26 protein-coding genes and 1 riboswitch are annotated in these 24,426 nt (G+C 57.8%); of the genes, 20 read left to right on the forward strand and 6 right to left on the reverse strand.

The window, feature by feature from the left end; genetic code table 11:
- Positions 1–8: 8 nt before the first annotated feature.
- On the forward strand, positions 9–437 hold the full coding sequence (locus AC2FNN_RS02140) for an FKBP-type peptidyl-prolyl cis-trans isomerase (RefSeq protein WP_496756279.1): 429 nt from the start codon (positions 9–11) through the stop codon (positions 435–437).
- A 271-nt stretch (positions 438–708) separates the two neighbouring features.
- On the opposite strand, the gene AC2FNN_RS02145 is transcribed toward AC2FNN_RS02140, so the two are convergent.
- From AC2FNN_RS02145 to fabA, 3 genes are read right to left on the reverse strand one after another with little or no spacing between them, the layout of a single operon-like run.
- Entirely contained in the window at positions 709–1,500 is a 792-nt protein-coding gene (locus AC2FNN_RS02145; protein WP_171636730.1) for an enoyl-ACP reductase FabI, read from the reverse strand.
- Positions 1,501–1,505: 5 nt separating this feature from the next.
- Positions 1,506–2,735, reverse strand: a complete 1,230-nt coding sequence (fabB, locus tag AC2FNN_RS02150; protein WP_496756281.1) for a beta-ketoacyl-ACP synthase I — start codon at positions 2,733–2,735, stop codon at positions 1,506–1,508.
- A gap of 31 nt (positions 2,736–2,766) precedes the next feature.
- Positions 2,767–3,276, reverse strand: a complete 510-nt coding sequence (gene fabA, locus AC2FNN_RS02155; protein ID WP_152457158.1) for a bifunctional 3-hydroxydecanoyl-ACP dehydratase/trans-2-decenoyl-ACP isomerase — start codon at positions 3,274–3,276, stop codon at positions 2,767–2,769.
- Between the two features lie 186 nt (positions 3,277–3,462).
- Between fabA and irrA the strand changes: the two genes are divergently transcribed.
- On the forward strand, positions 3,463–3,879 hold the full coding sequence (gene irrA, locus AC2FNN_RS02160; RefSeq protein WP_170344907.1) for an iron response transcriptional regulator IrrA: 417 nt from the start codon (positions 3,463–3,465) through the stop codon (positions 3,877–3,879).
- Between the two features lie 6 nt (positions 3,880–3,885).
- On the opposite strand, the gene AC2FNN_RS02165 is transcribed toward irrA, so the two are convergent.
- Complete coding sequence (locus tag AC2FNN_RS02165) at positions 3,886–4,827, reverse strand: LysR family transcriptional regulator (protein ID WP_496756283.1); 942 nt, start codon at positions 4,825–4,827, stop codon at positions 3,886–3,888.
- Positions 4,828–4,865: 38 nt separating this feature from the next.
- Between AC2FNN_RS02165 and AC2FNN_RS02170 the strand changes: the two genes are divergently transcribed.
- A complete protein-coding gene (locus AC2FNN_RS02170; RefSeq protein ID WP_496756285.1) occupies positions 4,866–5,663 on the forward strand; it encodes a phytanoyl-CoA dioxygenase family protein in 798 nt (265 codons plus the stop codon).
- Between the two features lie 6 nt (positions 5,664–5,669).
- Here AC2FNN_RS02170 and AC2FNN_RS02175 read toward each other — a convergent pair whose 3' ends face one another.
- Positions 5,670–6,533, reverse strand: a complete 864-nt coding sequence (locus tag AC2FNN_RS02175) for a hypothetical protein (RefSeq protein WP_496756287.1) — start codon at positions 6,531–6,533, stop codon at positions 5,670–5,672.
- A gap of 123 nt (positions 6,534–6,656) precedes the next feature.
- On the opposite strand from AC2FNN_RS02175, the gene miaB reads away from it, so the two are divergent.
- The 10 genes from miaB (at position 6,657) to cmk (ending at position 17,143) form a co-directional block, all read left to right on the forward strand.
- A complete protein-coding gene (gene miaB / locus AC2FNN_RS02180; RefSeq protein WP_496756288.1) occupies positions 6,657–7,976 on the forward strand; it encodes a tRNA (N6-isopentenyl adenosine(37)-C2)-methylthiotransferase MiaB in 1,320 nt (439 codons plus the stop codon).
- Between the two features lie 207 nt (positions 7,977–8,183).
- Positions 8,184–8,912 (forward strand): outer membrane protein, encoded by a 729-nt coding sequence (locus tag AC2FNN_RS02185; protein ID WP_496756290.1) that lies wholly within the window; start codon positions 8,184–8,186, stop codon positions 8,910–8,912.
- A 136-nt stretch (positions 8,913–9,048) separates the two neighbouring features.
- A complete protein-coding gene (locus tag AC2FNN_RS02190; protein WP_171636743.1) occupies positions 9,049–10,071 on the forward strand; it encodes a PhoH family protein in 1,023 nt (340 codons plus the stop codon).
- 36 nt (positions 10,072–10,107) lie between these two features.
- Positions 10,108–10,602 (forward strand): rRNA maturation RNase YbeY, encoded by a 495-nt coding sequence (ybeY, locus tag AC2FNN_RS02195; RefSeq protein ID WP_496756292.1) that lies wholly within the window; start codon positions 10,108–10,110, stop codon positions 10,600–10,602.
- 36 nt (positions 10,603–10,638) lie between these two features.
- On the forward strand, positions 10,639–11,526 hold the full coding sequence (locus AC2FNN_RS02200; protein WP_496756293.1) for a hemolysin family protein: 888 nt from the start codon (positions 10,639–10,641) through the stop codon (positions 11,524–11,526).
- The gene (gene lnt, locus AC2FNN_RS02205; protein ID WP_496756295.1) at positions 11,523–13,028 is read left to right on the forward strand and encodes an apolipoprotein N-acyltransferase; all 1,506 of its coding nucleotides are present in this window, start codon (positions 11,523–11,525) and stop codon (positions 13,026–13,028) included. Before AC2FNN_RS02200 ends, lnt begins: the two co-directional genes overlap by 4 nt.
- 41 nt (positions 13,029–13,069) lie before the next feature.
- Positions 13,070–13,119, forward strand: a riboswitch (SAM-SAH riboswitch).
- 5 nt (positions 13,120–13,124) lie between these two features.
- Positions 13,125–14,306, forward strand: a complete 1,182-nt coding sequence (metK, locus tag AC2FNN_RS02210) for a methionine adenosyltransferase (RefSeq protein WP_496756297.1) — start codon at positions 13,125–13,127, stop codon at positions 14,304–14,306.
- A 97-nt stretch (positions 14,307–14,403) separates the two neighbouring features.
- Positions 14,404–15,114: a tRNA (guanosine(46)-N7)-methyltransferase TrmB gene (trmB, locus tag AC2FNN_RS02215; RefSeq protein WP_496756299.1), complete on the forward strand. Its 711-nt coding sequence runs from the start codon at positions 14,404–14,406 to the stop codon at positions 15,112–15,114.
- Positions 15,115–15,182: 68 nt separating this feature from the next.
- The gene (gene aroA, locus AC2FNN_RS02220; RefSeq protein WP_496756300.1) at positions 15,183–16,529 is read left to right on the forward strand and encodes a 3-phosphoshikimate 1-carboxyvinyltransferase; all 1,347 of its coding nucleotides are present in this window, start codon (positions 15,183–15,185) and stop codon (positions 16,527–16,529) included.
- Positions 16,526–17,143, forward strand: coding sequence for a (d)CMP kinase (cmk, locus tag AC2FNN_RS02225; protein WP_496756302.1), 618 nt, complete (start codon positions 16,526–16,528; stop codon positions 17,141–17,143). The genes aroA and cmk overlap by 4 nt, the downstream gene beginning before the upstream one ends.
- A gap of 21 nt (positions 17,144–17,164) precedes the next feature.
- Here cmk and AC2FNN_RS02230 read toward each other — a convergent pair whose 3' ends face one another.
- Positions 17,165–17,641 (reverse strand): YHS domain-containing (seleno)protein, encoded by a 477-nt coding sequence (locus AC2FNN_RS02230; RefSeq protein ID WP_496756304.1) that lies wholly within the window; start codon positions 17,639–17,641, stop codon positions 17,165–17,167.
- Between the two features lie 217 nt (positions 17,642–17,858).
- Here AC2FNN_RS02230 and AC2FNN_RS02235 point away from each other — a divergent pair, with 217 nt between their 5' ends.
- The 7 genes from AC2FNN_RS02235 (at position 17,859) to AC2FNN_RS02265 (ending at position 24,208) form a co-directional block, all read left to right on the forward strand.
- Entirely contained in the window at positions 17,859–18,395 is a 537-nt protein-coding gene (locus AC2FNN_RS02235) for a hypothetical protein (protein WP_496756306.1), read from the forward strand.
- 207 nt (positions 18,396–18,602) lie between these two features.
- A complete protein-coding gene (locus AC2FNN_RS02240) occupies positions 18,603–20,288 on the forward strand; it encodes a tryptophan halogenase family protein (RefSeq protein WP_171636759.1) in 1,686 nt (561 codons plus the stop codon).
- 170 nt (positions 20,289–20,458) lie between these two features.
- Entirely contained in the window at positions 20,459–20,734 is a 276-nt protein-coding gene (locus tag AC2FNN_RS02245; RefSeq protein ID WP_496756308.1) for a DUF6525 family protein, read from the forward strand.
- Between the two features lie 231 nt (positions 20,735–20,965).
- Complete coding sequence (gene rpsA, locus AC2FNN_RS02250; RefSeq protein ID WP_068337749.1) at positions 20,966–22,642, forward strand: 30S ribosomal protein S1; 1,677 nt, start codon at positions 20,966–20,968, stop codon at positions 22,640–22,642.
- A gap of 270 nt (positions 22,643–22,912) precedes the next feature.
- Positions 22,913–23,197: an integration host factor subunit beta gene (gene ihfB / locus AC2FNN_RS02255; protein WP_050603110.1), complete on the forward strand. Its 285-nt coding sequence runs from the start codon at positions 22,913–22,915 to the stop codon at positions 23,195–23,197.
- 7 nt (positions 23,198–23,204) lie between these two features.
- Positions 23,205–23,555 (forward strand): lipopolysaccharide assembly protein LapA domain-containing protein, encoded by a 351-nt coding sequence (locus AC2FNN_RS02260; RefSeq protein ID WP_224857610.1) that lies wholly within the window; start codon positions 23,205–23,207, stop codon positions 23,553–23,555.
- An 11-nt stretch (positions 23,556–23,566) separates the two neighbouring features.
- Positions 23,567–24,208 (forward strand): phosphoribosylanthranilate isomerase, encoded by a 642-nt coding sequence (locus AC2FNN_RS02265; RefSeq protein ID WP_496756311.1) that lies wholly within the window; start codon positions 23,567–23,569, stop codon positions 24,206–24,208.
- Positions 24,209–24,426 lie beyond the last annotated feature (218 nt).

Below are 24,426 nucleotides of genomic sequence, written 5' to 3' on the forward strand. Positions count from 1 at the left end.
AGGCCACGATGACCGAAATCAAACAAGGCGACACGGTTCGCATCCACTACACCGGGACGTTGCTGGACGGCAAAATCTTTGACAGCTCGGACGGGCGTGATCCGTTGGAATTCGTGGTCGGGTCGGGCCAGATCATCCCGGGGCTGGACCGTGCCATGCCGGGTCTGTCCACCGGGGACAAGACGCGGGTGGAGATTGCCTGCACGGACGCCTACGGCCCGATCAACCCTGCGATGCGTCAGGAAAATCCCCGTGAAGGCATTCCAGACGACATCCCCCTGGATCCCGGGACACAGTTGCAGATGCAAACGCCAGAAGGTCAGGCCGTGCCTGTAACGGTTGTGGATTCAAACGAAGCCACCGTTACACTGGATGCAAATCACCCGCTGGCAGGGCAGGATCTGGTTTTCGAGATAGAAGTCGTTTCAGTCAACTGAGGCATGGTTCGGGCCGGATGTCCGGCCCGGATATCACCCTATCAGAGCGTGAATCGCGGCCCGCACCTGTGGCTGCGTAAAGAAGACGAACACCAGCAACAGTGAAGTCAACGTAAGCAATAGCACCCTGGCCCGTTGGCTGAGAAAGCCGGGCTTTCGCCGGCTTTGCGTCGCGCGTGCATTGTTTGCAATGATTTGGTCAAGTTTGCTCATATCGATTACCTGCCGCGCAATGATGGTGAAATCTGGGCAGCGGCAGGGAAAGATATGGTCACATGGATTCGGGCTGAGGCATGCCCAGAACGTGGAAGCCGCCGTCAACGCGGATGATCTCACCCGACGTGCAGGCACCTGCATCTGATGTCAGGTACACAGCCGTTCCGCCGACAGCTTCAAGTGTGGCGTTAGAGCGCATCGGTGCATTCTGATCGCAGAATTTGTAGGTCTTGCGGGCGCCGCCGATGGCTGCACCGGCGAGGGTTCTCATCGGCCCCGGGGAAATCGCGTTCACGCGGATGCCATCGGGGCCAAGATCGTTGGCCAGATAGCGCGTTGCCGATTCCAGCGCGGCCTTTGCGACACCCATCACGTTGTAGTTGGGCACAACCCGGTTGGAGCCCTGATACGTCAGGGTCAGCAGGGAACCGCCATTGTCTTTCATCAACGGATAGGCGCGACGCGCGACCTCGATGAAGGAATAGGCCGAGACATCCATCGAATGCTTGAAATTCGCACGTGTGGTATTCAGGAACCGACCTGTCAGCTCGGATTTGTCCGAATAGGCGATAGCGTGGACCAGGAAATCTATGGTGGGCCAACGTTCGGCCAGCTCGCCAAAAGCGCGATCCAGCGACTCGTCGTCGGTGACATCCGCATCGACCATGAAATCGCTGCCCAGGCTCTGAGCCAGTGGCTCCAGCCGCTTTCCGAATGCCTCGCCCTGATAGGTGAATGCCAGTTCGGCGCCAGCCTCGTGCATGGCCTTGGCAATGCCCCACGCAATCGAGCGGTCATTGGCCACGCCCATGATCAGGCCGCGTTTACCTTTGAGAAGATCCGACATTACTTTCACCCGTTATACTTTGAAAGAACCATGGACCCGTTCGTGCCGCCAAAGCCGAAGCTGTTGGTCATGACACTGTCCAGTCCTGCGTTTTCAACCACTTGAGTTGCAATTTCACCGGGCTGAATGCCTTCGGCAAGCGTTTCGACATTGATCGATGGCGCAATGAAATCATTGTCCAGCATCAGCAGGCAGAAAATCGTCTCGAGCGCGCCAGCTGCGCCCTGAGCGTGGCCTGTCAACGACTTGGTCGAGGAGATGGGGGGCACATTGCCTTCGCCAAAGATGCGGCGCACGGCCTCGACCTCGCCCACATCGCCGACGGGGGTCGAGGTGCCGTGGGCATTGATATAGCCGACCTTGCGGCCCTCGGGCACTGTGTCCAGCGCCAGCCGCATCGCGCGCTCGCCGCCCTCACCTGAAGGGGCCACCATGTCGTGGCCGTCTGAAGTTGCGGCATAACCCGTAACTTCAGCATAAATTTTGGCGCCGCGGGCCAGGGCGTGGTCCAGCTCTTCCAGCACAACGATTCCACCGCCGCCCGAGATCACGAAACCATCACGGTTTTCGTCGAACGCGCGCGAGGCCTTGTCGGGTGTGTCATTGTATTTCGACGACATCGCGCCCATCGCGTCGAACAGGCAGGACAGGGTCCAGTCCAGTTCTTCGCCGCCGCCGGCGAACATCACGTCCTGCTTGCCCAGCATGATCTGTTCGGCCGCGTTGCCGATGCAATGCAGCGAGGTCGAGCAGGCCGAGGTGATCGAGTAGTTGATGCCCTTGATCTTGAACGCCGTCGCCAGGTTTGCCGAGATTGTCGAACACATGCATTTCGGGACGGCAAACGGCCCGATGCGCTTGGTCGCGCCCGTCCTCAGAACGGTTTGATGCGCTGTCAGCATCGCGCTGGTCGATGGCCCGCCAGAGCCCGCAACCAGCCCGGTGCGGGGATTGACGATCTGGTCTTCGGTCAGACCGGAATCGGCAATCGCCTGGCTCATGGCGATATGTGCATAGGCGGCCCCGGGACCCATGAAGCGCAATGTACGCTTGTCCACATGCTGGGCCACGTCGATCTTGAGCGTACCCGCGATCTGGCTGCGAAAACCATGTTCCGCCATCTGCTCGCTGGCCACGATCCCGGATTTACCTGCTTTGAGCGAGGTCAGAACTTCTTCGGCATTGTTCCCGATCGAGGACACAACCCCCAGACCGGTGACGACTACTCGACGCATGTGCGCACTCCTTGTTTCAGACCGTTCGGGCTCAGGCCTCGGATAGAACGACCTTCATGTCCTTGACATCATAAATCATTTCGCCATCGGCTTCGACAATGCCATCCGCCACACCCATTGTCAGGCGGCGCGTTTGAATCGCTTTTTTGAAATCGATTTTATACGTCAGCATCTTGCGGTCCGGGCGCACCATGCCGGTCAGCTTTACTTCGCCGACGCCGACGGCCATGCCGCGCCCCTGCCATCCACGCCAGCCAAGGTTGAAACCGGTCAGCTGCCAAAGCCCGTCCAGCCCCAGACAGCCCGGCATGATCGGGTTGCCCGGAAAGTGGCATTCAAAGAACCAAAGGTCGGGTGTGATGTCGAATTCGGCCAGCACATGGCCTTTGCCGTGCAGGCCGCCATCGGCAGAGATGTCGGTAATCCGGTCCATCATCAGCATCGGTGGGGCGGGCAATTGTGCGTTGCCGGGGCCAAATAACTCGCCGCGAGCGCATTTCAGCAGATCATCTTTGTCAAAACTGCTTGGGAACTGGGCCATTCTGCCGCCTTTCCTGCCGGGGGTCTGTCTTTATATCTGGCCTCGTCTAGCACCCGTTTGCAAGGTCCTGCAAGAGCGGCGCGCCACATCATGTTGTGTTGGTTCCTATCTTGCGAATGAATTTCATTTGTAATTGCCGGTGATGCGCCCCTATATATAAAGGCAGCAATAATGGGTATCGGATCGATGACACCTCAGAGCCGCGAAATCGCAACAGGTTGGCTGGTGAATGCCGGCTTGCGACCGACGCGTCAGCGCGTGGCGTTGGCCGAGCTTCTGGTGGGCGACGGCCGCCATCGCCATGTCACCGCAGAAAGCCTTTTTGAATCGGCAAAGGCGAACGGGGATGCGGTGTCTCTGGCAACGGTCTACAACACTCTGCGCGCTTTTTGCGATGCGGGTGTGCTGCAAGAAATCACAGTGGACGGATCGAAAAGCTATTTCGACACGAACACGCATGATCATCCCCATTTTTATTGGGAAGACGACGCAAGGTTAAGTGATGCGCCGTCGGATCAACTGGTCATTCAGCGTCTTCCCGAGGCGCCGGAAGGTGTCGAAATCGCGTCTGTCGATGTCGTCATTCGCTTGCGCAAGAAGTAAGAGACCTTAAACACCTGTCAGCCCGGCCACCAGAACACGTTCGGCCTTTTCTATGACCGTGTCAGAGGGCCCTGTGCCGTGCCGTGCCAGAACGACGGATTCTGCTGTGTCCGGATTGGCAATCGGTACGCTGACCAGATGCTTGTTGTCATAGCTGAAGCTGCTGGGTGGGCTGGCATAGCTGATCCCGATTCCCTCACCATGGGCCGCAAGGCTGCGTTGAATCTCAAGGGATGCGGCCCGGTGCGCGACGGTAGGGCGCAGCCCGTTTTGCCGGAACAGGCCAAGAATGTGTTGGGCGGACAATCCTTCCGAAGACAGAATCAACGGATAACCTTCCAGTGCTGCAAGGGTGACTTCTGTGGTTGTCGCCAACGGATGATCCGGGGGCATCAAGGCCTTCGGTCTGCTGTCGAACAGCTTTGTACGGGCGAACCCCGCATCCATGGTCAGGTCGTATGTGATTGCGATGTCAATCTGGCCATCCATCAATCCATTCAGCAGCCCTTCGAAGGACCCGGCCACATAGGTAAGGTTGATATCGGTGAATGTGTCGCGGAGAAGTTGCAGGGCCGGGGCCAAAAGGAAGGGGGCCAGGTCCGTAAAGCAGCCAAATCTCAGCCTCGAGGTGCCCGGCGTAGAGGTATCGGACGTTTCGATTCGCGCAGCATTTTTCAGCAAGACCTCGGCATTGTCTATGAACGTACGCCCCTGAGGTGTCAGTGCCATGGCTGCACCCCGGCGGCGAACGAATAGCGGATACCCCAAATGGGCTTCAACACGCGTAAGGGCAGTAGACAAGGCCGGTTGTGAAACATTGAGATGCTGGGCCGTTGCCGACAAACTGCCGTGACGTCCGACTGCACAGACATATTCATATTGGCGCAACGAAATATATAACATGAGATTAATAATAACTTTGAAAGATATGATTTGAACAGAATACATTTTTCCGGTCAAAAGCAAAAAAACTTCAGGAGCTACCGATGCCACACCCTCTTGTTTCTCAGCAGATGATCGACACTTATCAGGCCGACGGCGTCGTACTGGTCAAAGGGCTGTTTGCGGATCACGTGGATCAACTGCGCGATGGTGTGGCCGCGAATATGGCCGATCCTGGTCCCTATGCTTCGGAAAACAAGAAGGCCGGTGAAACAGGTCGTTTCTTTGATGATTATTGCAATTGGACCCGGATTCCACAGTTCCGCGACGTGATCGAGACGTCTCCCGCTGCTGAGGTTGCCGCGGATCTGATGCAATCGAAACGCGTTCAGATGTTTCACGATCACGTGCTGGTCAAGGAACCCGGTACGTCGATGGCGACACCGTGGCATCAGGATGGTCCATATTATTTCGTCGAGGGTCAGCAGACGATCAGCTTCTGGTCTCCGCTTGATCCGGTCAGGCAGGCGACGCTGCGGTGTGTTGCCGGGTCGCACCGATGGGAGAAAGAAGTTCTGCCGACCCGATGGGTTTCCGAGGACGGCTTTTTCCCGGATGAAGGTCAGTACATCCCCGTGCCGGATCCGGATGCCGAAGGTATGAAGGTCATCGAATTCGAGATGGAGCCCGGCGATGCCGTCGCTTTCAACTATCGCACGCTGCACGGTGCGCGCGGAAACCAGTCGGACAGCCGTCGCCGCGCCTTTTCACTGCGGCTGGTGGGCGACGATGCCCGGTATGTAGAGCGCCCCGGCCGAACCTCGCCCCCGTTTCCCGGTCATGACATGACGCCGGGACAGCGCCTGCGCGAGGATTGGTTTCCGATTTTGTTGCAGCGCTAGGCCGGCTCAGAACCACTGACCTGATTCGATCAACCCGAGATCCAGCAGCTGGCGGGACTGCCATTCGAACGGTACCGAGTTGCGCCAGCGAAAGCTTCGGATGTCAAAGGTTGATCCTGCATTGGATTTCAGCGCCTTCGCGGCACGGAAGGAACAAATGGCGGCCGTCAGGTTGTGATGCCAGGGACAGGAATAGGTATTGTATTCCGGTTCGTTAAAGGTGTGATCGGGTCTCAGCACCAGGTCTTTTTGCGCCTTGAACAATGCGATGCGGTCGATCCTGCGACGTTCGTAGGGAATGTGGTCCTCGAACCGCCACCGCAACCCACCGGAAAGATCCACCTGACGGTCCAGCGGTTGGCCGCTTGGGTCGTGGCGGGTATGGGCATAATAGCCAACGCTGTCGAACATGGCCTGATCGGGGGCCACACCATTGGGATGTGCGGTCAGATCCTCGGCGTACAGGTCAATGACATAGCTGAGCATCGCATTGCGACGCTCTTCACCATGAAAGACAAGCATCTCGCCCACGCTGCGCGTTTCGCAGCAGGGAAAGAACAGGTATTCGGCGTTGTAGCAATAGTACATCCAGATGCCGGGTGCGGCCTGAATGATCCTGTTTATGGTTTCGAACACGACCAGCCGGGGAACACATTTCAAGTTGACCCGGTGCACCTTGGCGGTCAGGTCCTCTGCCAGGTGAAACTCGTCCGGGGCAAAGACGATGACGGATTTGAAGCCCAGCCTCAGATGATGGTGCAGCGTGCTGGCCAGCTCCACGTCGTCCTCGGCAAAAATCAATGCTACGGGGCCCTTGGCCAGTGCGGCCTGTCCCGATTTCAGGAAATGGTCGAGGGAATCGTATGTCATCGGGTGCTTTTCGGTCCGGCCTTGCTGGAAAGTCCTGCCAAATTCGGGTAATTGCGCCCGCATTGCAAGCGGCGTTCGAAGCGTATAGATGACGCCGATCCAGCGAATGCAAAGGCCCGTCCCATGTCCGAACCGAAGAAGCTGTTTATCAAGACTTATGGCTGTCAGATGAACGTCTATGACAGTGAACGCATGTCCGAGGCGCTGGGCGGGCAGGGCTATGTCGAAACCAAAACGCCTGACGATGCCGACATGATTCTGCTGAACACCTGTCACATCCGGGAAAAAGCGGCTGAGAAAGTGTATTCGGAACTCGGTCGCTTCAAGGGTCTGAAAGCCGAAAAGCCTGACCTGAAAATCGGTGTGGCAGGCTGTGTTGCACAGGCCGAAGGCGAAGAAATCATGCGCCGCCAGCCGCTGGTCGATCTGGTCGTTGGCCCCCAAAGCTATCACCGTCTGCCCGAGATGGAGGCCAAGACCCGTGCGGGCGAAAAGGCACTGGACACCGATTTCCCCGAGGAAGACAAGTTCGAAAAACTGAAAAACCGTCCCAAAGCCAAACGCGGCCCGACGGCGTTTTTGACCGTTCAGGAAGGTTGCGACAAGTTCTGCGCCTTCTGCGTGGTGCCTTATACACGTGGGGCCGAAGTCAGCCGCCCTGCGGATCGCATCATCCGCGAAGCCCATGATCTGGTTGAACGCGGTGTGCGCGAGATCACGCTGCTGGGTCAGAACGTCAACGCCTATCACGGGGCCGGCCCCGACGGAGATATGACCCTGGCCGGGCTGATCTGGGAACTGAACAAGGTTGACGGGCTGGAACGTATCCGGTTCACCACGTCGCACCCCAATGACATGGCCGACGACCTGATCGAGGCACATGGCAGCTGTGAGAAACTGATGCCGTATCTGCACCTACCGGTTCAGTCGGGCTCGGACCGTATCCTCAAGCGAATGAACCGCAGCCACACGGCAGAAAGCTATCTGCGCCTGATCGAACGCATTCGTGCGGCGCGCCCGGATATTGTGATGTCGGGGGATTTCATCGTCGGCTTCCCAGAAGAAACCGAAGAGGATTTTCAGGAAACGATGGATTTGGTTAAAGAGGTCAAATACGGCTACGCCTATTCCTTCAAGTATTCCACACGCCCGGGAACACCAGCGGCCGAACGGGCTCAGGTTGATCCGGTTGCGGCGGATGATCGATTGCAGCGCCTTCAGGACCTTATCACGCGGCACCAAAGGGAAATTCAGGACGGTATGGTCGGTCGTACAGTCCGTGTCTTGTTCGAAAAACCGGGCCGCCTGCCGGGCCAGATGGTCGGAAAATCCGAGTATCTGCATTCGGTGCATGTGAAAGGGCCCGAGATTGCCGTTGGTGATCTGAAAGAGGTCCGGATCACCGACTCGGGCGCTAACTCTTTGGCGGGTGAACTGCTCTGAGTCGGTGGGTTTCCGCCGTCCAGACACCATAGTTGGTGTTTGTTTCCAAAATTTACCCTTGATTTATTGCTTGGAACTATGCTCCGAGAGGAGCCATGTTTTTTCTGGCGCCGTTTTTGCGTCAAAAAACGATTATACGCCGATCCGAAGATCGGAGTGATGGAGGTACGAGTGCCAATCTTGAACAGCTTCAGGACCCTGAGCCTAGTGAAAACCTTGCCTTTGGCCTCGGTTGTCACTTTTTTTGCCAGCGCGACGATTGCCGGAGACCTGAAGGGCACGACAACCGATCCTGACGTGATCAGCCCCAAGGAATTCAGCCGTGACGTCAGTGCGTTTTATCTGGGGATTACTGGCGGCTACGGCTCGGGCAGGGACGATCGATTTGGTCTGAGAACGCCCGCCGGGTTGTTTGATATCGGTGACCTGAAAGTATCCGGCGCCCATGGTGGCTTTCGCGGTGGTTGGCGTGGTGTTCTGCCTTCCAGGTGGGGGCGTGATTTCGTCTATGGTTTTGAAGTCAGTTATGATTTCGGATCCTTGGACGACAGTGTACGGACCCAGATCGGCGGTTCGAACGTCGAGGGCGGGGCCGAGATATCTGACGTTTTGTCCCTCAGGTATCGAAGTGGCCTGACAAGCCGAAACGGTCGGGTTCTCTACTTTTTCAGCGTCGGTTACCTGTGGGGCGATGTTGAAACGACCAACAGCATCACATCGGGAACTACGGTGCAGAGCTTTTCAGCATCGGATCGGCGGGGCGGATATACCGCAAGCATCGGTGCCGAACACAAGCTGACCGACAATTGGTCGGTCACCGGCGAATACGAATACGTCCAGTTCAAATCCGAAGACGTTCAATTCGGTTCGGGCTTTTCGACGAAATCCACACCGAAATACGGCGGTTTGAGATTCGGGCTGAACTATACTTTCTGATGCGCGTCTGACACGCATTTTCCCTTACCGTGATCGGCGCTTTTGTCATCCGGGGGCTTATTTTTGAAACTGTGGCTTGCGCCCACCGAGATTTGTTGTCTACGCTCGGGGTGAACCGCCAAGACAGGAGAACGGATTGGCCATCGGTGCCCTGACCCCACCGCAAGATGAAATGCCCCAACGCGAGGCGTTTTTAGAGTTTCCCGACAACCGATTGTTGATTGACCTGTGCGGCGAATACGACCGCAATCTGACCGACATCGAAAGCAAGCTTTCCGTCCAGATCGTACGCCGCGGCAACCAGCTTGTCGTGATGGGTGATGAAGACGCCCAGAAACAGGCCATTGAGGTGCTGCAATCGCTTTACACGCGCTTGGAAGGCGGGCGCGAGGTCGAGGCCGCGGACGTGGACCGAGAACTGCGGATGGGTGGTTCGGAACAGGGGACCGGCAGCCGCGACGGCGATCAGCTGGAAATGTTCAAGGGCGGTTCAGTCGAGATCAAAACCCGCAAGAAATTGGTTGAACCGCGTACGGACGCCCAGAAAGCTTATGTGCAGTCACTGTTTCAAAATGAGCTTGCATTTGGCATCGGGCCGGCTGGCACGGGTAAGACCTATCTGGCTGTTGCCGTGGGCGTGTCGATGTTCATTGGCGGACATGTGGACCGAATCATCCTCAGCCGTCCTGCGGTCGAGGCGGGTGAAAAACTGGGCTATCTGCCCGGTGACATGAAAGACAAGGTCGATCCGTACATGCAGCCGCTGTACGACGCGCTGAATGATTTTCTGCCCGGCAAGCAACTGGCCAAGTTGATCGAGGAAAAGCGAATCGAAATAGCGCCGCTGGCGTTCATGCGTGGACGCACGCTGGCCAATGCTTTTGTGGTGCTGGACGAAGCACAGAACGCCACGACCATGCAAATGAAGATGTTCCTGACCCGTTTGGGCGAGGGCAGCCGCATGGTAATCACCGGCGACAGGTCTCAGGTGGATTTGCCACGCGGCGTTCAGTCCGGGTTGCAGGATGCGGAAAGACTGTTGAAAACGATCCCCAACATCAGTTTCAACTATTTCACGTCCAAGGACGTGGTTCGCCACCCGCTTGTGGCCGCGATCATCGAGGCGTATGAGGCGGATGCGGGCCGGGAATCCACTTGATTGCAAGGCTCATTCACAGGGCTTTTGTGCGATAAGATGAATCTGGAACTCACTGTCGAAGACGACCGGTGGCAAGGGCTTGAAGCTTTGTCGCGGCAAGCGATATCCGCTGTCCTGTCCCATGCGGAACTGGACCCTGAACTTTGCGAGATCAGCGTTCTGGGATGCGACGATGCGCGCATTTCGCAACTGAATGCCGAGTTTCGCGGCAATTCAGCCGCCACCAATGTTTTGAGCTGGCCGGCAGAAGATTTGGCCCCGGACGAAGCCGGGCAAGTTCCTCATCCGCCCAGGCCGGATTTCACCGGTGAAATTCCTTTGGGCGATATTGCGATTTCCTTCGACACCTGCGCGCGTGAGGCGGAAGAGGCAGGCAAGAACATTGACGATCACGTCATCCATTTGCTTGTTCACGGAACGTTGCATTTGCTGGGATATGATCACATTCGTGACCCCGATGCCGCTTTGATGGAAGGGATTGAGGTCGAGATACTTGGCAAGTTGGGTATAGATAACCCATATAAGGTATAAAGTGGGTCATGAGACCCGATCAGTTGGAACAAGGTAATGGGCGAAACAGACGGCAGTTCTAGGGCAGCGCAAAGCGCGCAACCCCAGGAAAGCGGCAATGATACAGAAGAGAAAAGCGGGTTTATTTCCCGAATTTTCGATGCGTTTTCGAGTCAGGAGACTCAGCAAAACCCGGGGATGAACGGGCAGAGCGCAGCGGCAGTTCGGCCTCACGGGATGATGAACCTGCGCAGGATGCGCGTCGAAGACGTGGCGATTCCCACGGCCGAGATCATCGCGGTTCCTTCTACCATCACCAAGGATGAACTGGCCGACGTGTTCCGGGACAGTGGGTTGTCCAGAATTCCGGTCTATGAAGGAACGCTGGATACGCCGTTGGGCTTCGTTCACCTCAAGGATTTCGCACTGACCCATGGTTTCAATGGCGGTGCGGACAAGTTTGACATGAAATCCATGTTGCGCACGCTTTTGTTTGTGCCGCCTTCGATGCCGATCGGTGTCCTGCTGACCAAGATGCAGACCGAACGTCGCCATATGGCGTTGGTGATTGATGAGTATGGCGGCGTCGACGGGCTGCTGACGATCGAAGACTTGATCGAGCAGGTCGTGGGTGAGATCGCGGACGAACACGACGCAGACGAAGATCAGCTTTGGGTGCAGGAAAAGCCGGGCTGTTACGTTGTGCAGGCACGTGTGCCGCTTGAGGATTTCGAGGCCGAGATCGGCAGATCCCTGACCAGCCACGAGGATGTGGATGAAGAAGACATCGACACGCTGGGGGGGCTTGTTTTCATGCTGTCCGGGCGTGTTCCGGCACGGGGTGAGGTCGTGATCCATCCGGAAGGACCGGAATTCGAGGTGATCGAAGCCGACCCGCGACGCATCAAACGGTTGCGCGTCATGCTGCCGGACGCCGCTGCATGACGCCTGTCCGGGGCTGGCCGTTATCGTTGAGATTGTTTGCCGCCGCCGCACTGGGTGCCGTCGGCGCTTTTGGCCAGGCACCGCATGGGTACTGGGGCGCCACGGTTGTTGCCCTGGTTTTGATCGTTCCGGTGTTCCTTGCCAGTGAAACCCGTGCTCGCGCAGGGTGGATCGGCTGGTTCTTTGCCACCGGCTATTTTGCCCATGCGCTCAGCTGGATCATCGAGCCCTTTCAGGTGGATGCAGAGCGCCACGCCTGGATGGCACCGTTTGCGCTGGTATTCATGGCCGGCGGGCTCGCTCTGTTCTGGGCGGTTGCGTTTCGAATGGCGCGGCATGTTGGCGCGACCGCTATGCAGCAAGGCGTTTTGCTGATCGCTACGCTGTCGCTGGCCGAATTGGCACGGGGATATGTGCTGACCGGGTTCCCCTGGGGCGGAGTGGCGCAAATCTGGGTGAATACGCCCGTGGCGCAATTGCTGTCTCTGGTGGGGCCGTATGGCTTGAATGCGCTGACATTTGCCGTGGCGTTTCCGATTGGGGCGGCATTGGTTCAGGTAAGACGCTTGCGGGCATTGGTCCGTCCACTGGGATTTACAGCTGCGGCGGCGGTGCTGGCGATTGGCTATGCGTCGATGCGGCCAACGGTTCAGAAAGGCCCGCACACAGTTCGTGTGGTTCAGCCCAACGCGCCGCAGCACCAAAAATGGGACCCGGCATATGCGCCCTTGTTCTTTGCCCGTCAGATTGAATATTCCGCCGCTTTGCCCAGACCGGACCTGATCGTCTGGCCCGAGACCGCAGTTCCAGCCTGGCTGGGCAGCGCACAACCGTATTTGACGGCCATTGCAGATGCCGCTCAGGGGACGCCCGTGGTTTTGGGGATCCAGCGCGGAGACGGCCCTAGGATCTTCAACTCGATGGTCTATCTGGATGAAGCCGGGCAGCAGGGTGGTCTGTATGACAAACACCATCTGGCCCCTTTTGGGGAATATGTGCCTTTTGGCGAGTTGATGGGCCGTTTTGGGATTTATGGGATGGCGGCCACGACGGGGCATGGATTCAGCGCAGGGCCGGGGCCTGATCTTTTGGACTTTGGCAAATTGGGAAAGGCGTTGCCTTTGATCTGTTACGAAGTCGTGTTCCCGCAGGATGTGAACGGGGCGCCGGGCCGGGCGGAGTTTCTGTTGCAGATCACCAATGACGCATGGTTCGGAACGCGTTCGGGGCCGTTTCAGCATCTGGCACAGGCCCGGATGAGGGCGATTGAACAGGGGCTGCCGATGATCCGTTCGGCCAATACCGGCGTATCGGCCATGATTGACCCATTGGGTCAGGTCACAGCCTCATTGGCTTTGGGCAAGACGGGATACGTGGATGCGATCCTGCCGCAGCCACATCAGCCAACGGTTTATTCCCGCATCGGGGACAGCCCTGTTCTTGGGCTGCTATTGTTTCTTGCTGCATTGGCGTGGTTCAACATCCGCCGCCTGAGCAAATAATTAGAGATTGACCCCATCTTTAAGCGAGCGTATGCGTCTGTGACCTGTCACAACGGCTTCCTGGCGTGGCGGAGAAACCCCTAATGGAGCGCATTTATGTCCCGACAGAACTATACATTTACTTCGGAATCCGTTTCCGAAGGGCATCCCGACAAGGTCTGTGACCGCATCTCGGATGCTGTCCTTGATGCATTTCTCAATGAAGAACCAGAAGCCCGTGTGGCCTGCGAAACTTTCGCCACGACCAACCGGGTTGTGATTGGTGGCGAAGTAGGTCTGTCTGATCAAGACAAGCTGCACGACTACATGGGGCGCATCGAACAGATCGCCCGCGACTGTGTCAAAGACATCGGTTACGAGCAGGACAAGTTTCACCACGAAACCGTCGAAGTAACCAACCTGCTGCACGAACAATCCGCCCATATCGCTCAGGGCGTTGATGCAGCGGATGACAAGGACGAAGGTGCCGGCGACCAGGGCATCATGTTTGGTTATGCCACGACTGAAACTCCGGCGCTGATGCCTGCACCGATCCAGTATTCGCACGCTATCCTGCGGCGACTGGCAGAAGTGCGCAAGAACGGCACCGAACCTGCTTTGGGCCCCGATGCAAAGTCGCAGCTGTCAGTCGTTTATCGCGACGGCAAACCGGTCGGCGTCAGCTCGATTGTTCTGTCGACGCAGCATCTGGACGAGGCTCTGACGTCGGATGATATCCGCGCCATCGTTGAACCCTATATCCGTGAAACTCTGCCCGAAGGCTGGCTGTCGGCCGAAACCGAATGGCACGTCAACCCGACCGGCAAATTCGTTATTGGCGGGCCGGATGGCGACGCGGGTCTGACCGGTCGTAAGATCATCGTGGACACCTATGGTGGCGCAGCCCCGCATGGTGGCGGTGCTTTCTCGGGCAAAGACCCGACCAAGGTTGACCGTTCGGCGGCCTATGCTGCGCGCTACCTGGCGAAAAACGTCGTAGCCGCAGGTATGGCCGAGCGCTGTACTATTCAGTTGAGCTATGCCATTGGCGTATCGAAGCCGCTTTCGATTTACGCAGACACGCATGGCACGGGTCAGATTGCAGATGCGGCGATAGAAAAAGCAGTTGGTCAGATCATGGATCTGACACCGCGCGGCATTCGCCAGCATCTGCAACTGAACAAGCCGATCTATCAGCGCACAGCTGCTTACGGCCACTTTGGTCGCCAGCCGAGCGATGATGGTGGTTTCAGCTGGGAGCGCACCGATCTGGTCGATGCGTTGAAATCCGCAGTCTGATCTGAACTATACAAAGCGCGCCTTTCAGGGCGCGCTTTTTCCTTGTGCATCCCGCGCGCCCTTGCAACGTTCTCTGGCGCGCAGTATGGCGACCGCCATGAGCACCGAGACCCCACAACGCCCGCGCAGAAACTTCTATGGCCGCTTCAAGGGCAAGACCCTGAAGCCCAGTCAAAAGACCTATCTGAACGAAGATCTGGCGGCTTTGTCGCCCGGTGCGGTGGATTGGGACACAAACCCCGACCGCAGGCCTTTGGACCTGAACACGTTGTTCGGCGGCAAGCCGGTCTGGCTGGAAGTCGGCTTTGGCGGCGGCGAACACCTGGTTCATCAGGCGCAAAGCAACCCCGACATCGGCATCATCGGGGCCGAGCCCTATATCAACGGCGTTGCCATGCTGCTGGGCAAAATTCGGCAGGCGGGGGTTGATAATCTTGCCGTGCATCCCGGCGATGCCCGAGACCTGTTCGACGTGCTGCCAGAGGCCAGTATATCGCGCGCCTTCCTTCTGTATCCTGACCCGTGGCCCAAAACCCGGCATCATCGTCGCCGTTTCGTGACGCCGGAACATCTTGAACCCTTGGCAAAGGTCCTGAAACCCGGGGCGATCTTCCGGGTTGCAACTGACATTCCCGATTACGTGCGTCAGACATTGGTGGAAGTCCCCCGCGCCGGGTTTGAATGGTTGGCGGAACGCCCCGCAGACTGGCGCGAGCCATGGGAAGACTGGATTTCCACGCGATACGAACAGAAGGCGCTGCGCGAGGGTCGGACACCTCACTACCTGACCTTCCGCCGCAAAGACTGATTGCCGCTGGACCAACCGGTGCCAATTCGCTAATCGGCTTGAGCACTGATAGCGCAAAAGGAGCCCCCATGTCCGGACACGGAACGCCCATCCCGATGACTTCGCATCCCTGCGGCCCGCTGACCGGCACGGCAGAGGTGCCGGGCGACAAGTCGATTTCGCACCGGTCACTGATCCTTGGCGCGATGGCTGTGGGCGAGACCAGGATCTCGGGGTTGCTCGAAGGTGAGGACGTCTTGGACACCGCAAAGGCAATGCGGGCATTTGGGGCAGAAGTCACAAATCATGGCGGCGGCGAATGGACCGTGCATGGCGTGGGCGTCGGCGGGTTTGCCGAACCGGATCAGGTGATTGACTGCGGCAATTCCGGCACCGGAGTTCGACTGATCATGGGTGCCATGGCGACCTCGCCGATTACGGCAACCTTTACCGGCGATGCCAGCCTGAACAAGCGCCCCATGGCGCGGGTAACGGATCCGCTTGCGTTGTTTGGTGCGCAGGCCGTGGGCCGTTCGGGGGGGCGTCTGCCCATGACGATCGTCGGTGCGGCGGACCCGACTCCGGTCCGGTACGAAGTTCCGGTGCCCTCGGCCCAGGTGAAATCCGCCGTTCTGCTGGCGGGGCTGAATGCCCCCGGTAAAACCGTGGTTATCGAGAAAGAGGCGACCCGCGACCATTCCGAGCGGATGTTGTCCGGTTTCGGTGCCGAAATTACGGTGGAAGACACTGATGAAGGCCGGGTCATCACTCTGACGGGGCGCCCGGAATTGAAGCCGCAAGTCATCGCCGTTCCACGCGACCCGTCCAGCGCGGCCTTCCCGGTTTGCGCGGCGCTGATAACGCCCGGTTCGGACGTACTGGTGCCGGGTATCGGCCTGAACCCCACGCGCGCGGGCCTGTTCACGACGCTGCGCGAGATGGGCGCCGACCTGACCTATGAAAACGAGCGCGAAGAGGGCGGCGAGCCGGTTGCCGATCTGCGCGCGAAATACTCGCCAGACATGAAGGGTATTGACGTGCCGCCTGAACGCGCGGCCTCGATGATTGACGAATATCCCGTTTTGTCCGTGGTTGCCGCAAACGCCACGGGCACCACGATGATGGGCGGAGTGAAGGAGCTCCGGGTGAAGGAAAGCGACCGCATCGATGCCATGGCTCGCGGTCTGCGCGCCAACGGCGTCACGGTCAACGAGGGTGACGACTGGTGGTCGGTCGAAGGGTTGGGTATCGGCAAGGTTTCGGGCGGCGGAACATGCGAAAGCTTCCTGGATCACCGCATTGCCATGTCCTTCATGGTGATGGGGATGGGCGCACAGAACCCGGTAAGCGTGGATGATGGTGGCCCGATCGCGACATCCTTCCCGATTTTTGAGCCGTTGATGGCGTCGCTTGGTGCAAAGGTAGAGCGCAGGTGAGCTTCGCTGTCGCCATTGACGGGCCTGCGGCTGCGGGCAAGGGCACGATCTCCAAGGCCGTTGCGGCGCATTTCGGGTTTGCTCATCTGGACACCGGCTTGCTGTATCGCGCCGTCGGGCGGCGTACTCTTGAAGGGTTTGGCGCGCTTGAAGCAGCGCAGGCCCTGACCGCCGAAGAGCTTGCGCAGGGTGATCTGCGCACGGCTGAAATCGCGCAGGCCGCATCCAAAGTGGCGGTGATCCCCGAGGTTCGCACCGCCTTGGTGGATTTTCAGCGCGCTTTTGCCCGAAGGTCAGGCGGGGCGGTCTTGGATGGGCGCGACATCGGGACGGTGATTTGTCCCAATGCCGAGGTGAAGCTGTTTGTAACGGCCAGCCCAGAGGTGCGAGCTGAACGCCGGTTTCTGGAACTCAGTGCAAAAGGTGTTGACGTGACGCGCGATCAGGTTCTGACAGATGTCAAAGAGCGGGATGCGCGCGACGCAGAGCGCAGCGTTGCGCCGATGAAGCCAGCTGAGGATGCAGTGCAACTGGATACAACAGACCTCAGTATCGAGGCTGCATTGGCCAAAGCGATTGAAATCATCAGCGCAAAACTGCCCGCGACGCGCTGACGTCGCAGGCAGGGGCGGAATTTACAGCTCGCTTACGGCGATGCTCTGGATATTTGCCCACTGTTCGTCCGCCGTTTTTGCGGTGGCGGGAACGTCCTTCAGGAAGGCCGCGCGGGTTTCGGCATTCAGGAACAGGTACAGTTTTCCATCTGCGACCAGGTATTGATCCGGGTCTCCGTCGAACTTCTTGCCGACCGATACGCCGAATGAACAGAACCCACCATGCTGCGGCAGGTAGGCCTTCGGGTTCGCCTCGAACGTCTCGAGGTTGGCGGCGGTGGTGAAATAATAGGACGCGCCATCAAAGGTCGCCGAGTGGGTGGCGAAGCCTTCGACCGGATTGCCATCATTGACCAACGCAACCAGATCGACCCCATGTGCCGCAAGCGGGGCACCTGCGGCCGAGATGCCGTTCGACACGTTGATTTCGTCAGCGGCAAAAGCCGGAGTGGACAGGGCGATGGCGGTTGCCAGGGCGGTGAAGACGATAGTTTTCATTACACGTTTCCTCTTGGTTCTGGGTTCGGGTCGATCGGATCGTCGACCGGTGAAACATAGTTAGGGGATGAAAGTTGGACGTGTAATCGCAGATGGGCCAACAGATATTGCAGATCGTACAAGTATCTGAATGGCCAGAAGGCGCGTTCACCAAGCTTTGTTTGGTCAGTGTGGTTTTGCGTACCTATGCTGAAAGAATGCCCGCAGGAGTGTCATTATGATCCGTTTAGCCCTCATTCTTGTATTCATTGCCCGAAGCCTTGCCGCGCAAGAGACCGTGCAAAGCCCACCCGAAGCCGAGCCGCCGATGACGTATGAACGGCTGGGCAACATTCTTTTTGCGCTTGACCCCGAAGCGGAGCCGAGCGGTCCCGGGTTTCAATTGACGATTGCAGGGGTGCAGGTCTTGGTCATCACCGACACCAATGCGGATCGGATGCGGGCCATGGTCCCGATCCGCAGCGCCGAGGCGCTGTCGGAGGAAGACTTGATCCGAATGATGCAGGCCAATTTCGACAGCACGCTGGATGCCCGTTACGCGATCGCCAATGGCACCTTGTGGGCTGCGTTTATCCACCCGTTGTCCCTGTTGGAAAAAGACCAGCTGATCTCGGGGCTGGCTCAGACTGTGAACATCGCCAGGACATATGGCACCCTGTATTCCGGTGGCGCGGCAGAGTTCGGAGGCGGCGACAGCACCGATCTGCAACGTAGGCTGATTGAGGATCTGCTAAAGAAAGGCGAAGAGATCTGACCTGCACCGTGAATACGGGACTGGCGTGACGCCAGCTGACTGGCCATCGTTGCGCGGCCGCGCCTTCAGGCCGGTGCGTCATAGACCCTAGATGGTTTCAGGAAAGCTGTTATAGTTTCTTCCCAGCGAAAAGGGAAAGCTGCGACACAACCCGCAAAAAGCAGGGGCGTAGCAAAAAAATTCCCAAGCCAACAGGGACAAAACTACATGAACAATCGTTTGAACAAAATCACCATCGTGGGTGGCGGTACGGCTGGATGGATGACCGCGCTGATCCTGGATATGGTGTTTTCCCGCACGTCAGCGCCCAAGGATCGGCCGCAAATCTGCCTGATCGAAAGCCCGAACATCTCGACCGTTGGGGTGGGTGAAGCCACGGTTCCGCGCATGCCTGTCACGCTGCGACAGGCGGGCATTTCCGAGCGGAGTTTCTTCCGCGAGACCAACGCGTCCTTCAAGCTGGGTGTGAAATTCTGCAATTGGAACAATGACGCCAAGGGCAATCGCATCGACTACATGAACCCCTTTGCGCACGGCCAGATGCTTGAGGGGCTGGAGGCCGCCGAGTATTTCCTGCGCTTCGGCAATGGCGACAGGGATTTCACGCAATCCATATCGCCGCATGATGATCTGGCCCGTCTGTGTAAGGGCGCGCGTCAGTTGGGGCAGCCGGAGTTCGAGCAAAGGTTTGGTTATGCCTATCATCTGGATGCCGTAAAGTTTGCAGGCATGCTGACCAGGGTCTGCACGAAGCGCGGAGTGGAGCATATCCGGGATGAGGTGCAAACGGTCGAACTGGATGAACAGGGCAATGTCAGTCATCTCATGCTCGAGGCAAAAGGCCGCCATGATATTGAAATGGTCGTGGATTGCACCGGGTTTCGTGGGCTGATCATCAACAAGGCACTTGGTGAGCCATTTTTGGATTACTCTGACTACCTGCCCAATGATCGGGCCATGGCGTTGCAGATCGAGCATCCGGATCCTGACAAGATCGAAAGCGCCACAAGATCCACTGCTTTGGGCGCAGGTTGGACGTGGCGCGTGCCGCTCTTTAACCGTGTGGGCACAGGATATGTCTATTCGTCCGCACACCGCACGGATGATCAGGCAGCGGACGAATACCTTGAATGGTTGGGTGACAGCGGCAAGGGTTTGACACCGCGCGTGATCCCGATGCGCGTCGGTCGTGTGCGCAATGCCTGGGTCAAGAATTGCGTGGCCATAGGCCTGTCCGGCGGGTTCATTGAACCTCTGGAAAGCACGGCGATCCACATGATTGATCATGCGATACGCTGGTTCGCCGAGCATCTGCCCACGCGAGACATCGAGCCTTCGCTGAGGGACAGATACAATCGGCAGATGGACAAGCTTTATAACGAGGTTCTGGAATTCATCTGTTTACACTATCGGTTGGGCAACCGTACCGATGACCAATACTGGATCGATGCGCGCACCGAGATGAAGATACCGGATCGGTTGGCTGAAAATCTTGAACTGTGGCAATATCGCCTGCCGATGGACCACGATATCGAGTTCGCCACTTTGTTTGACAGCCGCGTTTATCAGACCGTTCTGTTGGGCAAGCAGGTCTATGATACGGGCTATGGTTCAGGCATCCGTGATCGTCTTCGACCGTTGAAGAAACCGATCTGGTTCCAAGGCATGAAGAACGCGAAAATGGATCTGGCGAAGATCGTTAAGTCCATGCCGGATCACAAAACACTGTTGCGCGATATCCGGGGGGAACTTGATCAACCTGCCTTTGGAATGGCGGCGGCAATGAAGCCGACAGTGGCGATGCCGGGCACGGCGCCTGCCCCTGTTGTCATCGAGAACATGCCGAACTTTGCTGAAATCCAAAGCGGCAAAAAGGACCTGCAACTGTTCTGAATGCTTCCTGCCTGTCGCGCAGGGAATGTTTGCAGGAATGGCGGGGCGCAAATTGCCCGCCTTTTTTGCTTCCGTCTGCTTTATTGATATGAAATGTAATTACATACATTTTGCGAAAGGCGACCGTATTGCGACAACAGAAGAAACAAGGGCAAACAAAGGGTCGGAACTTGCGGAGCACCCTCAAACATCGGAGACGACAGGCGGCGCCTATGCAGGTTTACGACTCTCTGCCGTCAGGGCTGCGCCTGTGGTTGGCCTCGGCAAGCTTGCCGTGGAGCCCCGTTTCTGCGCAAAAAATCTGGAACCGGGCCGGAGGTGCGCGCAACCCTTCCGCGGCGTTGATGCGACTGGACGCAATTGAACAGGCCATGCTGCGGCGCGATGCGGGGGTTTGGACCTTCAAAACCGGAAACGCGCCTGGGCACAGAGCCGCCAAACCTTGAAAATATGGGCTTTGCCCTTGCACATACCGAGGAATCCGCCTATACGCGCGCTGTCGATACACGGGCGGTCAACGTCCGGATGACGTTTCTGAGCAGGGCCGGGTTACCTCGGCCCTTTGTGTTTGTTTGCTCAGGGGCGCACCGGATCACGCTTGAAGACATCATGAAACAAGACCGGCGGAGACAACCGCTCGGCCAGCAAAAACGTATTGTAAAGGAAAACAACGCCACATGGCTAACGCATCCATGGAGGAATTCGAAGCCCTCCTAAATGAAAGCTTCGAAATGGACACGCCCGAAGAGGGTTCTGTTGTCAAAGGCAAGGTTCTGGCGATTGAAGCCGGCCAAGCCATCATCGACGTAGGCTACAAAATGGAAGGCCGCGTTGATCTGAAAGAATTCGCAAATCCCGGCGAAGCCCCTGAAATCGCTGTCGGCGACGAGGTAGAAGTTTACCTGCGCGCCGCAGAAAACGCCCGTGGCGAAGCCGTCATCTCGCGCGAGATGGCCCGCCGTGAAGAGGCATGGGACCGTCTGGAAAAAGCATATGCCGACGACCAGCGCGTCGAAGGTGCAATCTTTGGCCGCGTCAAAGGTGGCTTCACCGTCGATCTGGGTGGCGCAGTTGCGTTCCTGCCCGGCTCGCAGGTTGACGTGCGCCCCGTGCGCGACGCTGGCCCGCTGATGGGTCTGAAGCAGCCGTTCCAGATTCTGAAAATGGACCGCCGCCGTGGCAACATCGTTGTGTCGCGCCGCGCCATACTGGAAGAATCGCGTGCCGAACAGCGTGCCGAAGTCATCGGCAACCTGTCCGAAGGTCAGACCGTCGAGGGTGTCGTCAAGAACATCACCGAATACGGTGCATTTGTTGACCTGGGCGGCGTTGACGGCCTGCTGCACGTCACCGACATGGCATGGCGCCGTGTGAACCACCCATCCGAGATCCTGACGATCGGCGAAACCATCAAGGTTCAGGTCATCAAGATCAACAAAGAGACCCACCGCATCAGCCTGGGCATGAAGCAGCTGCAGGAAGATCCGTGGGATCTGGTTGCTGCCAAGTACCCGCTGGGCTCGGTCCATCAGGGTCGCGTCACCAACATCACCGACTACGGCGCATTCGTCGAGCTGGAAGCCGGTGTCGAAGGTCTGGTGCACGTGTCCGAGATGTCCTGGACCAAGAAAAACGTCCACCCCGGCAAGATCGTTTCGACCAGCCAGGAAGTCGACGTCATGGTTCTGGAAATCGACGGCGCCAAGCGTCGCGTGTCTTTGGGCCTGAAGCAGACTCAGCGTAACCCGTGGGAAGTGTTTGCAGAAACACACCCCGAGGGCACCGAGGTCGAAGGCGAAGTCAAGAACATCACCGAATTCGGTCTGTTCATCGGCCTCGAAGGCGACATCGACGGCATGGTTCACCTGTCCGACCTGTCCTGGGACGAGCGCGGCGAGGATGCGATCCAGAACTACCGCAAAGGCGATGTCGTTCAGGCGGTTGTCTCGGAAGTGGACGTCGAGAAAGAGCGTATCTCGCTGTCGATCAAAGCCCTGGGCGGCGACAAGTTCGCCGAAGCCGTGGGCGGCGTGAAGCGTGGCTCGGTTATCACCGTCGAAGTCACCGCGATCGAAGATGGCGGCATCGAGGTCGAATACGAAGGCATGAAGTCGTTCATCCGTCGTTCGGACCTGTCGCGTGACCGTGCCGAACAGCGCCCCGAGCGTTTCTCGGTTGGTGACAAGGTCGACGTCCGCGTCACCAACGTCGACAGCAAGACCCGCCGTCTGGGCCTGTCGATCAAGGCACGCGAGATCGCCGAAGAGAAAGAGGCCGTGGAACAGTACGGTTCTTCCGACTCGGGCGCATCGCTGGGCGATATCCTGGGTGCAGCGCTGAAGTCGGGCGACTAAGCCCGGGGCGCATCCCAAACAAGCTTTTCGGCCTCGCGCATCAGCGCGGGGCCGTTTTTGTTGCGAATCAATATGTTCCAGTTGGCCGGGTTATTCGTAGTAATGTTCACGCTTTAGACGTGGAAAACCCCCTGTCCGGCGAAAATTCCCGTGAGAATGTGGCAAAATAAAGCCTCAAAACTCAGAGTATCCGTTCCCCCCTTCCGGGTTTTTTCCTATACTGTCAAAACAGTAGACCTGTCACACCGGCTGCCTGGGAGGGTATCACGCATGATCCGTTCAGAATTGATTCAGAAAATCGCTGACGAAAACCCACATCTCTATCAGCGTGATGTCGAGCGGATCGTGAACACCGTATTCGAAGAAGTCACAGACGCCATGGCGCGCGGTGATCGTGTCGAACTGCGGGGTTTTGGTGCGTTTTCCGTGAAAAAACGCGACGCACGTGTTGGGCGCAACCCGCGCACGGGCGAAACGGTGCAGGTCGAGGAAAAATGTGTACCGTTTTTCAAAACTGGCAAGTTGCTCAGGGATCGATTGAACGGTAAAGCCTGACACCATGATGCGTTACCTTCGATATGCTTTTCTGGCGGCCCTCGGGATCATCCTGATTTCCGTGTCTCTTGCCAATGTTCAGTCCGTGGAACTGAAACTGATGCCCGATGCTCTGGCCGAGCTTCTGGGTTTTAACCTCAGCGCGTCACTGCCGCTGTTTCTGGTGGTTTTGGGGGGTGTTGCGGCAGGATTGGTTATTGGCTTCCTGTGGGAATGGCTGCGGGAACACAAGCACCGCCGCGACGCGACCGTGAAGAAAACCGAAGTGCGCAAGCTTGAGCGCGAAGTCAAGAAACTCAAGAAAAAGCAAAACGAAGGCAAGGACGACGTACTTGCCCTTCTGGATGAGGCGAGCTGAGCCTGATCGCCATGTCTGATGTTCGGTTCAAAATCTGCGGTCTGACCGCACCCGATCACGTGCGTGCTGCGGCCGAAGCCGGGGCAGGCTATGTTGGGTTTGTTTTCTTTCCGAAATCGCCGCGCAATCTGGATGTTTCGCGGGCCGCAGGGCTGGCGCATCTGGTCCCAGTTGGCGTTGCCAAGGTGGCTTTGGTGGTGAATGCCACTGACGAAGAATTGGACGGGATCGTTTCGACTGTACCGCTTGATATGCTTCAACTGCATGGCAAGGAATCGCCCGAACGGGTTTCCGAAATTCGCGAGCGATTTGGTTTGCCGGTGATGAAAGCCATAGGAGTGGCCGAGGCCGAGGATCTGGCGGCCATCGATCTTTACTCGGAAGTGGCCGATCAACTGCTGATCGATGCGAAACCGCCCAGAGAATCCGAATTGCCGGGCGGCAACGGGTTGGCCTTTGACTGGCGGCTGTTGGCCGGCCGGAAATACTGGCGCCGGCCCTGGATGCTGGCCGGTGGCCTGACACCCCAGAACGTTGCCGAAGCAGTCCGGATGACCGGTGCCCGGCAGGTGGATGTGTCATCCGGTGTCGAAAGCACGCCGGGTGTGAAAGATGCGGCCCTGATCCGCGACTTTGCATCGGCTCTCAGGTGATCTGATACACAACTTGCTGAGGTTCTCTCGAAACGGAGGGAGTATGCTGGCAGCAGAACGCTTGGCGGATGTGAACATGTTTCATCATTTTCCGTGCATTGGTGTGCCCAACTCGGCGCAGGCGATTCAGGTCTGGCGTCAAAACACGCAGGTTGTGGAATGATGCGTTTTGCCCATGGCAAATCCCGCTGCCACCACCTATGAACAACAGATACGAC

The organism is Ruegeria sp. BHSA118 (assembly GCF_059613405.1).

What these genes read in the sequence shown, in the direction of transcription:
- aroA (WP_496756300.1), top strand. Translation starts at nt 15,183, where the DNA reads ATGTCCGGACACGGAACGCCCATCCCGATGACTTCGCATCCCTGCGGC.
- AC2FNN_RS02200 (WP_496756293.1), top strand. Translation starts at nt 10,639, where the DNA reads ATGGGCGAAACAGACGGCAGTTCTAGGGCAGCGCAAAGCGCGCAACCC.
- lnt (WP_496756295.1), top strand. Translation starts at nt 11,523, where the DNA reads ATGACGCCTGTCCGGGGCTGGCCGTTATCGTTGAGATTGTTTGCCGCC.
- ihfB (WP_050603110.1), top strand. Translation starts at nt 22,913, where the DNA reads ATGATCCGTTCAGAATTGATTCAGAAAATCGCTGACGAAAACCCACAT.
- fabA (WP_152457158.1), bottom strand. Translation starts at nt 3,276, where the DNA reads ATGGCCCAGTTCCCAAGCAGTTTTGACAAAGATGATCTGCTGAAATGC.
- metK (WP_496756297.1), top strand. Translation starts at nt 13,125, where the DNA reads ATGTCCCGACAGAACTATACATTTACTTCGGAATCCGTTTCCGAAGGG.
- ybeY (WP_496756292.1), top strand. Translation starts at nt 10,108, where the DNA reads ATGAATCTGGAACTCACTGTCGAAGACGACCGGTGGCAAGGGCTTGAA.
- fabB (WP_496756281.1), bottom strand. Translation starts at nt 2,735, where the DNA reads ATGCGTCGAGTAGTCGTCACCGGTCTGGGGGTTGTGTCCTCGATCGGG.
- AC2FNN_RS02140 (WP_496756279.1), top strand. Translation starts at nt 9, where the DNA reads ATGACCGAAATCAAACAAGGCGACACGGTTCGCATCCACTACACCGGG.
- AC2FNN_RS02240 (WP_171636759.1), top strand. Translation starts at nt 18,603, where the DNA reads ATGAACAATCGTTTGAACAAAATCACCATCGTGGGTGGCGGTACGGCT.
- AC2FNN_RS02170 (WP_496756285.1), top strand. Translation starts at nt 4,866, where the DNA reads ATGCCACACCCTCTTGTTTCTCAGCAGATGATCGACACTTATCAGGCC.
- AC2FNN_RS02145 (WP_171636730.1), bottom strand. Translation starts at nt 1,500, where the DNA reads ATGTCGGATCTTCTCAAAGGTAAACGCGGCCTGATCATGGGCGTGGCC.
- AC2FNN_RS02265 (WP_496756311.1), top strand. Translation starts at nt 23,567, where the DNA reads ATGTCTGATGTTCGGTTCAAAATCTGCGGTCTGACCGCACCCGATCAC.
- rpsA (WP_068337749.1), top strand. Translation starts at nt 20,966, where the DNA reads ATGGCTAACGCATCCATGGAGGAATTCGAAGCCCTCCTAAATGAAAGC.
- trmB (WP_496756299.1), top strand. Translation starts at nt 14,404, where the DNA reads ATGAGCACCGAGACCCCACAACGCCCGCGCAGAAACTTCTATGGCCGC.
- AC2FNN_RS02175 (WP_496756287.1), bottom strand. Translation starts at nt 6,533, where the DNA reads ATGACATACGATTCCCTCGACCATTTCCTGAAATCGGGACAGGCCGCA.
- AC2FNN_RS02230 (WP_496756304.1), bottom strand. Translation starts at nt 17,641, where the DNA reads ATGAAAACTATCGTCTTCACCGCCCTGGCAACCGCCATCGCCCTGTCC.
- AC2FNN_RS02260 (WP_224857610.1), top strand. Translation starts at nt 23,205, where the DNA reads ATGCGTTACCTTCGATATGCTTTTCTGGCGGCCCTCGGGATCATCCTG.
- AC2FNN_RS02165 (WP_496756283.1), bottom strand. Translation starts at nt 4,827, where the DNA reads ATGTATTCTGTTCAAATCATATCTTTCAAAGTTATTATTAATCTCATG.
- irrA (WP_170344907.1), top strand. Translation starts at nt 3,463, where the DNA reads ATGACACCTCAGAGCCGCGAAATCGCAACAGGTTGGCTGGTGAATGCC.
- AC2FNN_RS02235 (WP_496756306.1), top strand. Translation starts at nt 17,859, where the DNA reads ATGATCCGTTTAGCCCTCATTCTTGTATTCATTGCCCGAAGCCTTGCC.
- miaB (WP_496756288.1), top strand. Translation starts at nt 6,657, where the DNA reads ATGTCCGAACCGAAGAAGCTGTTTATCAAGACTTATGGCTGTCAGATG.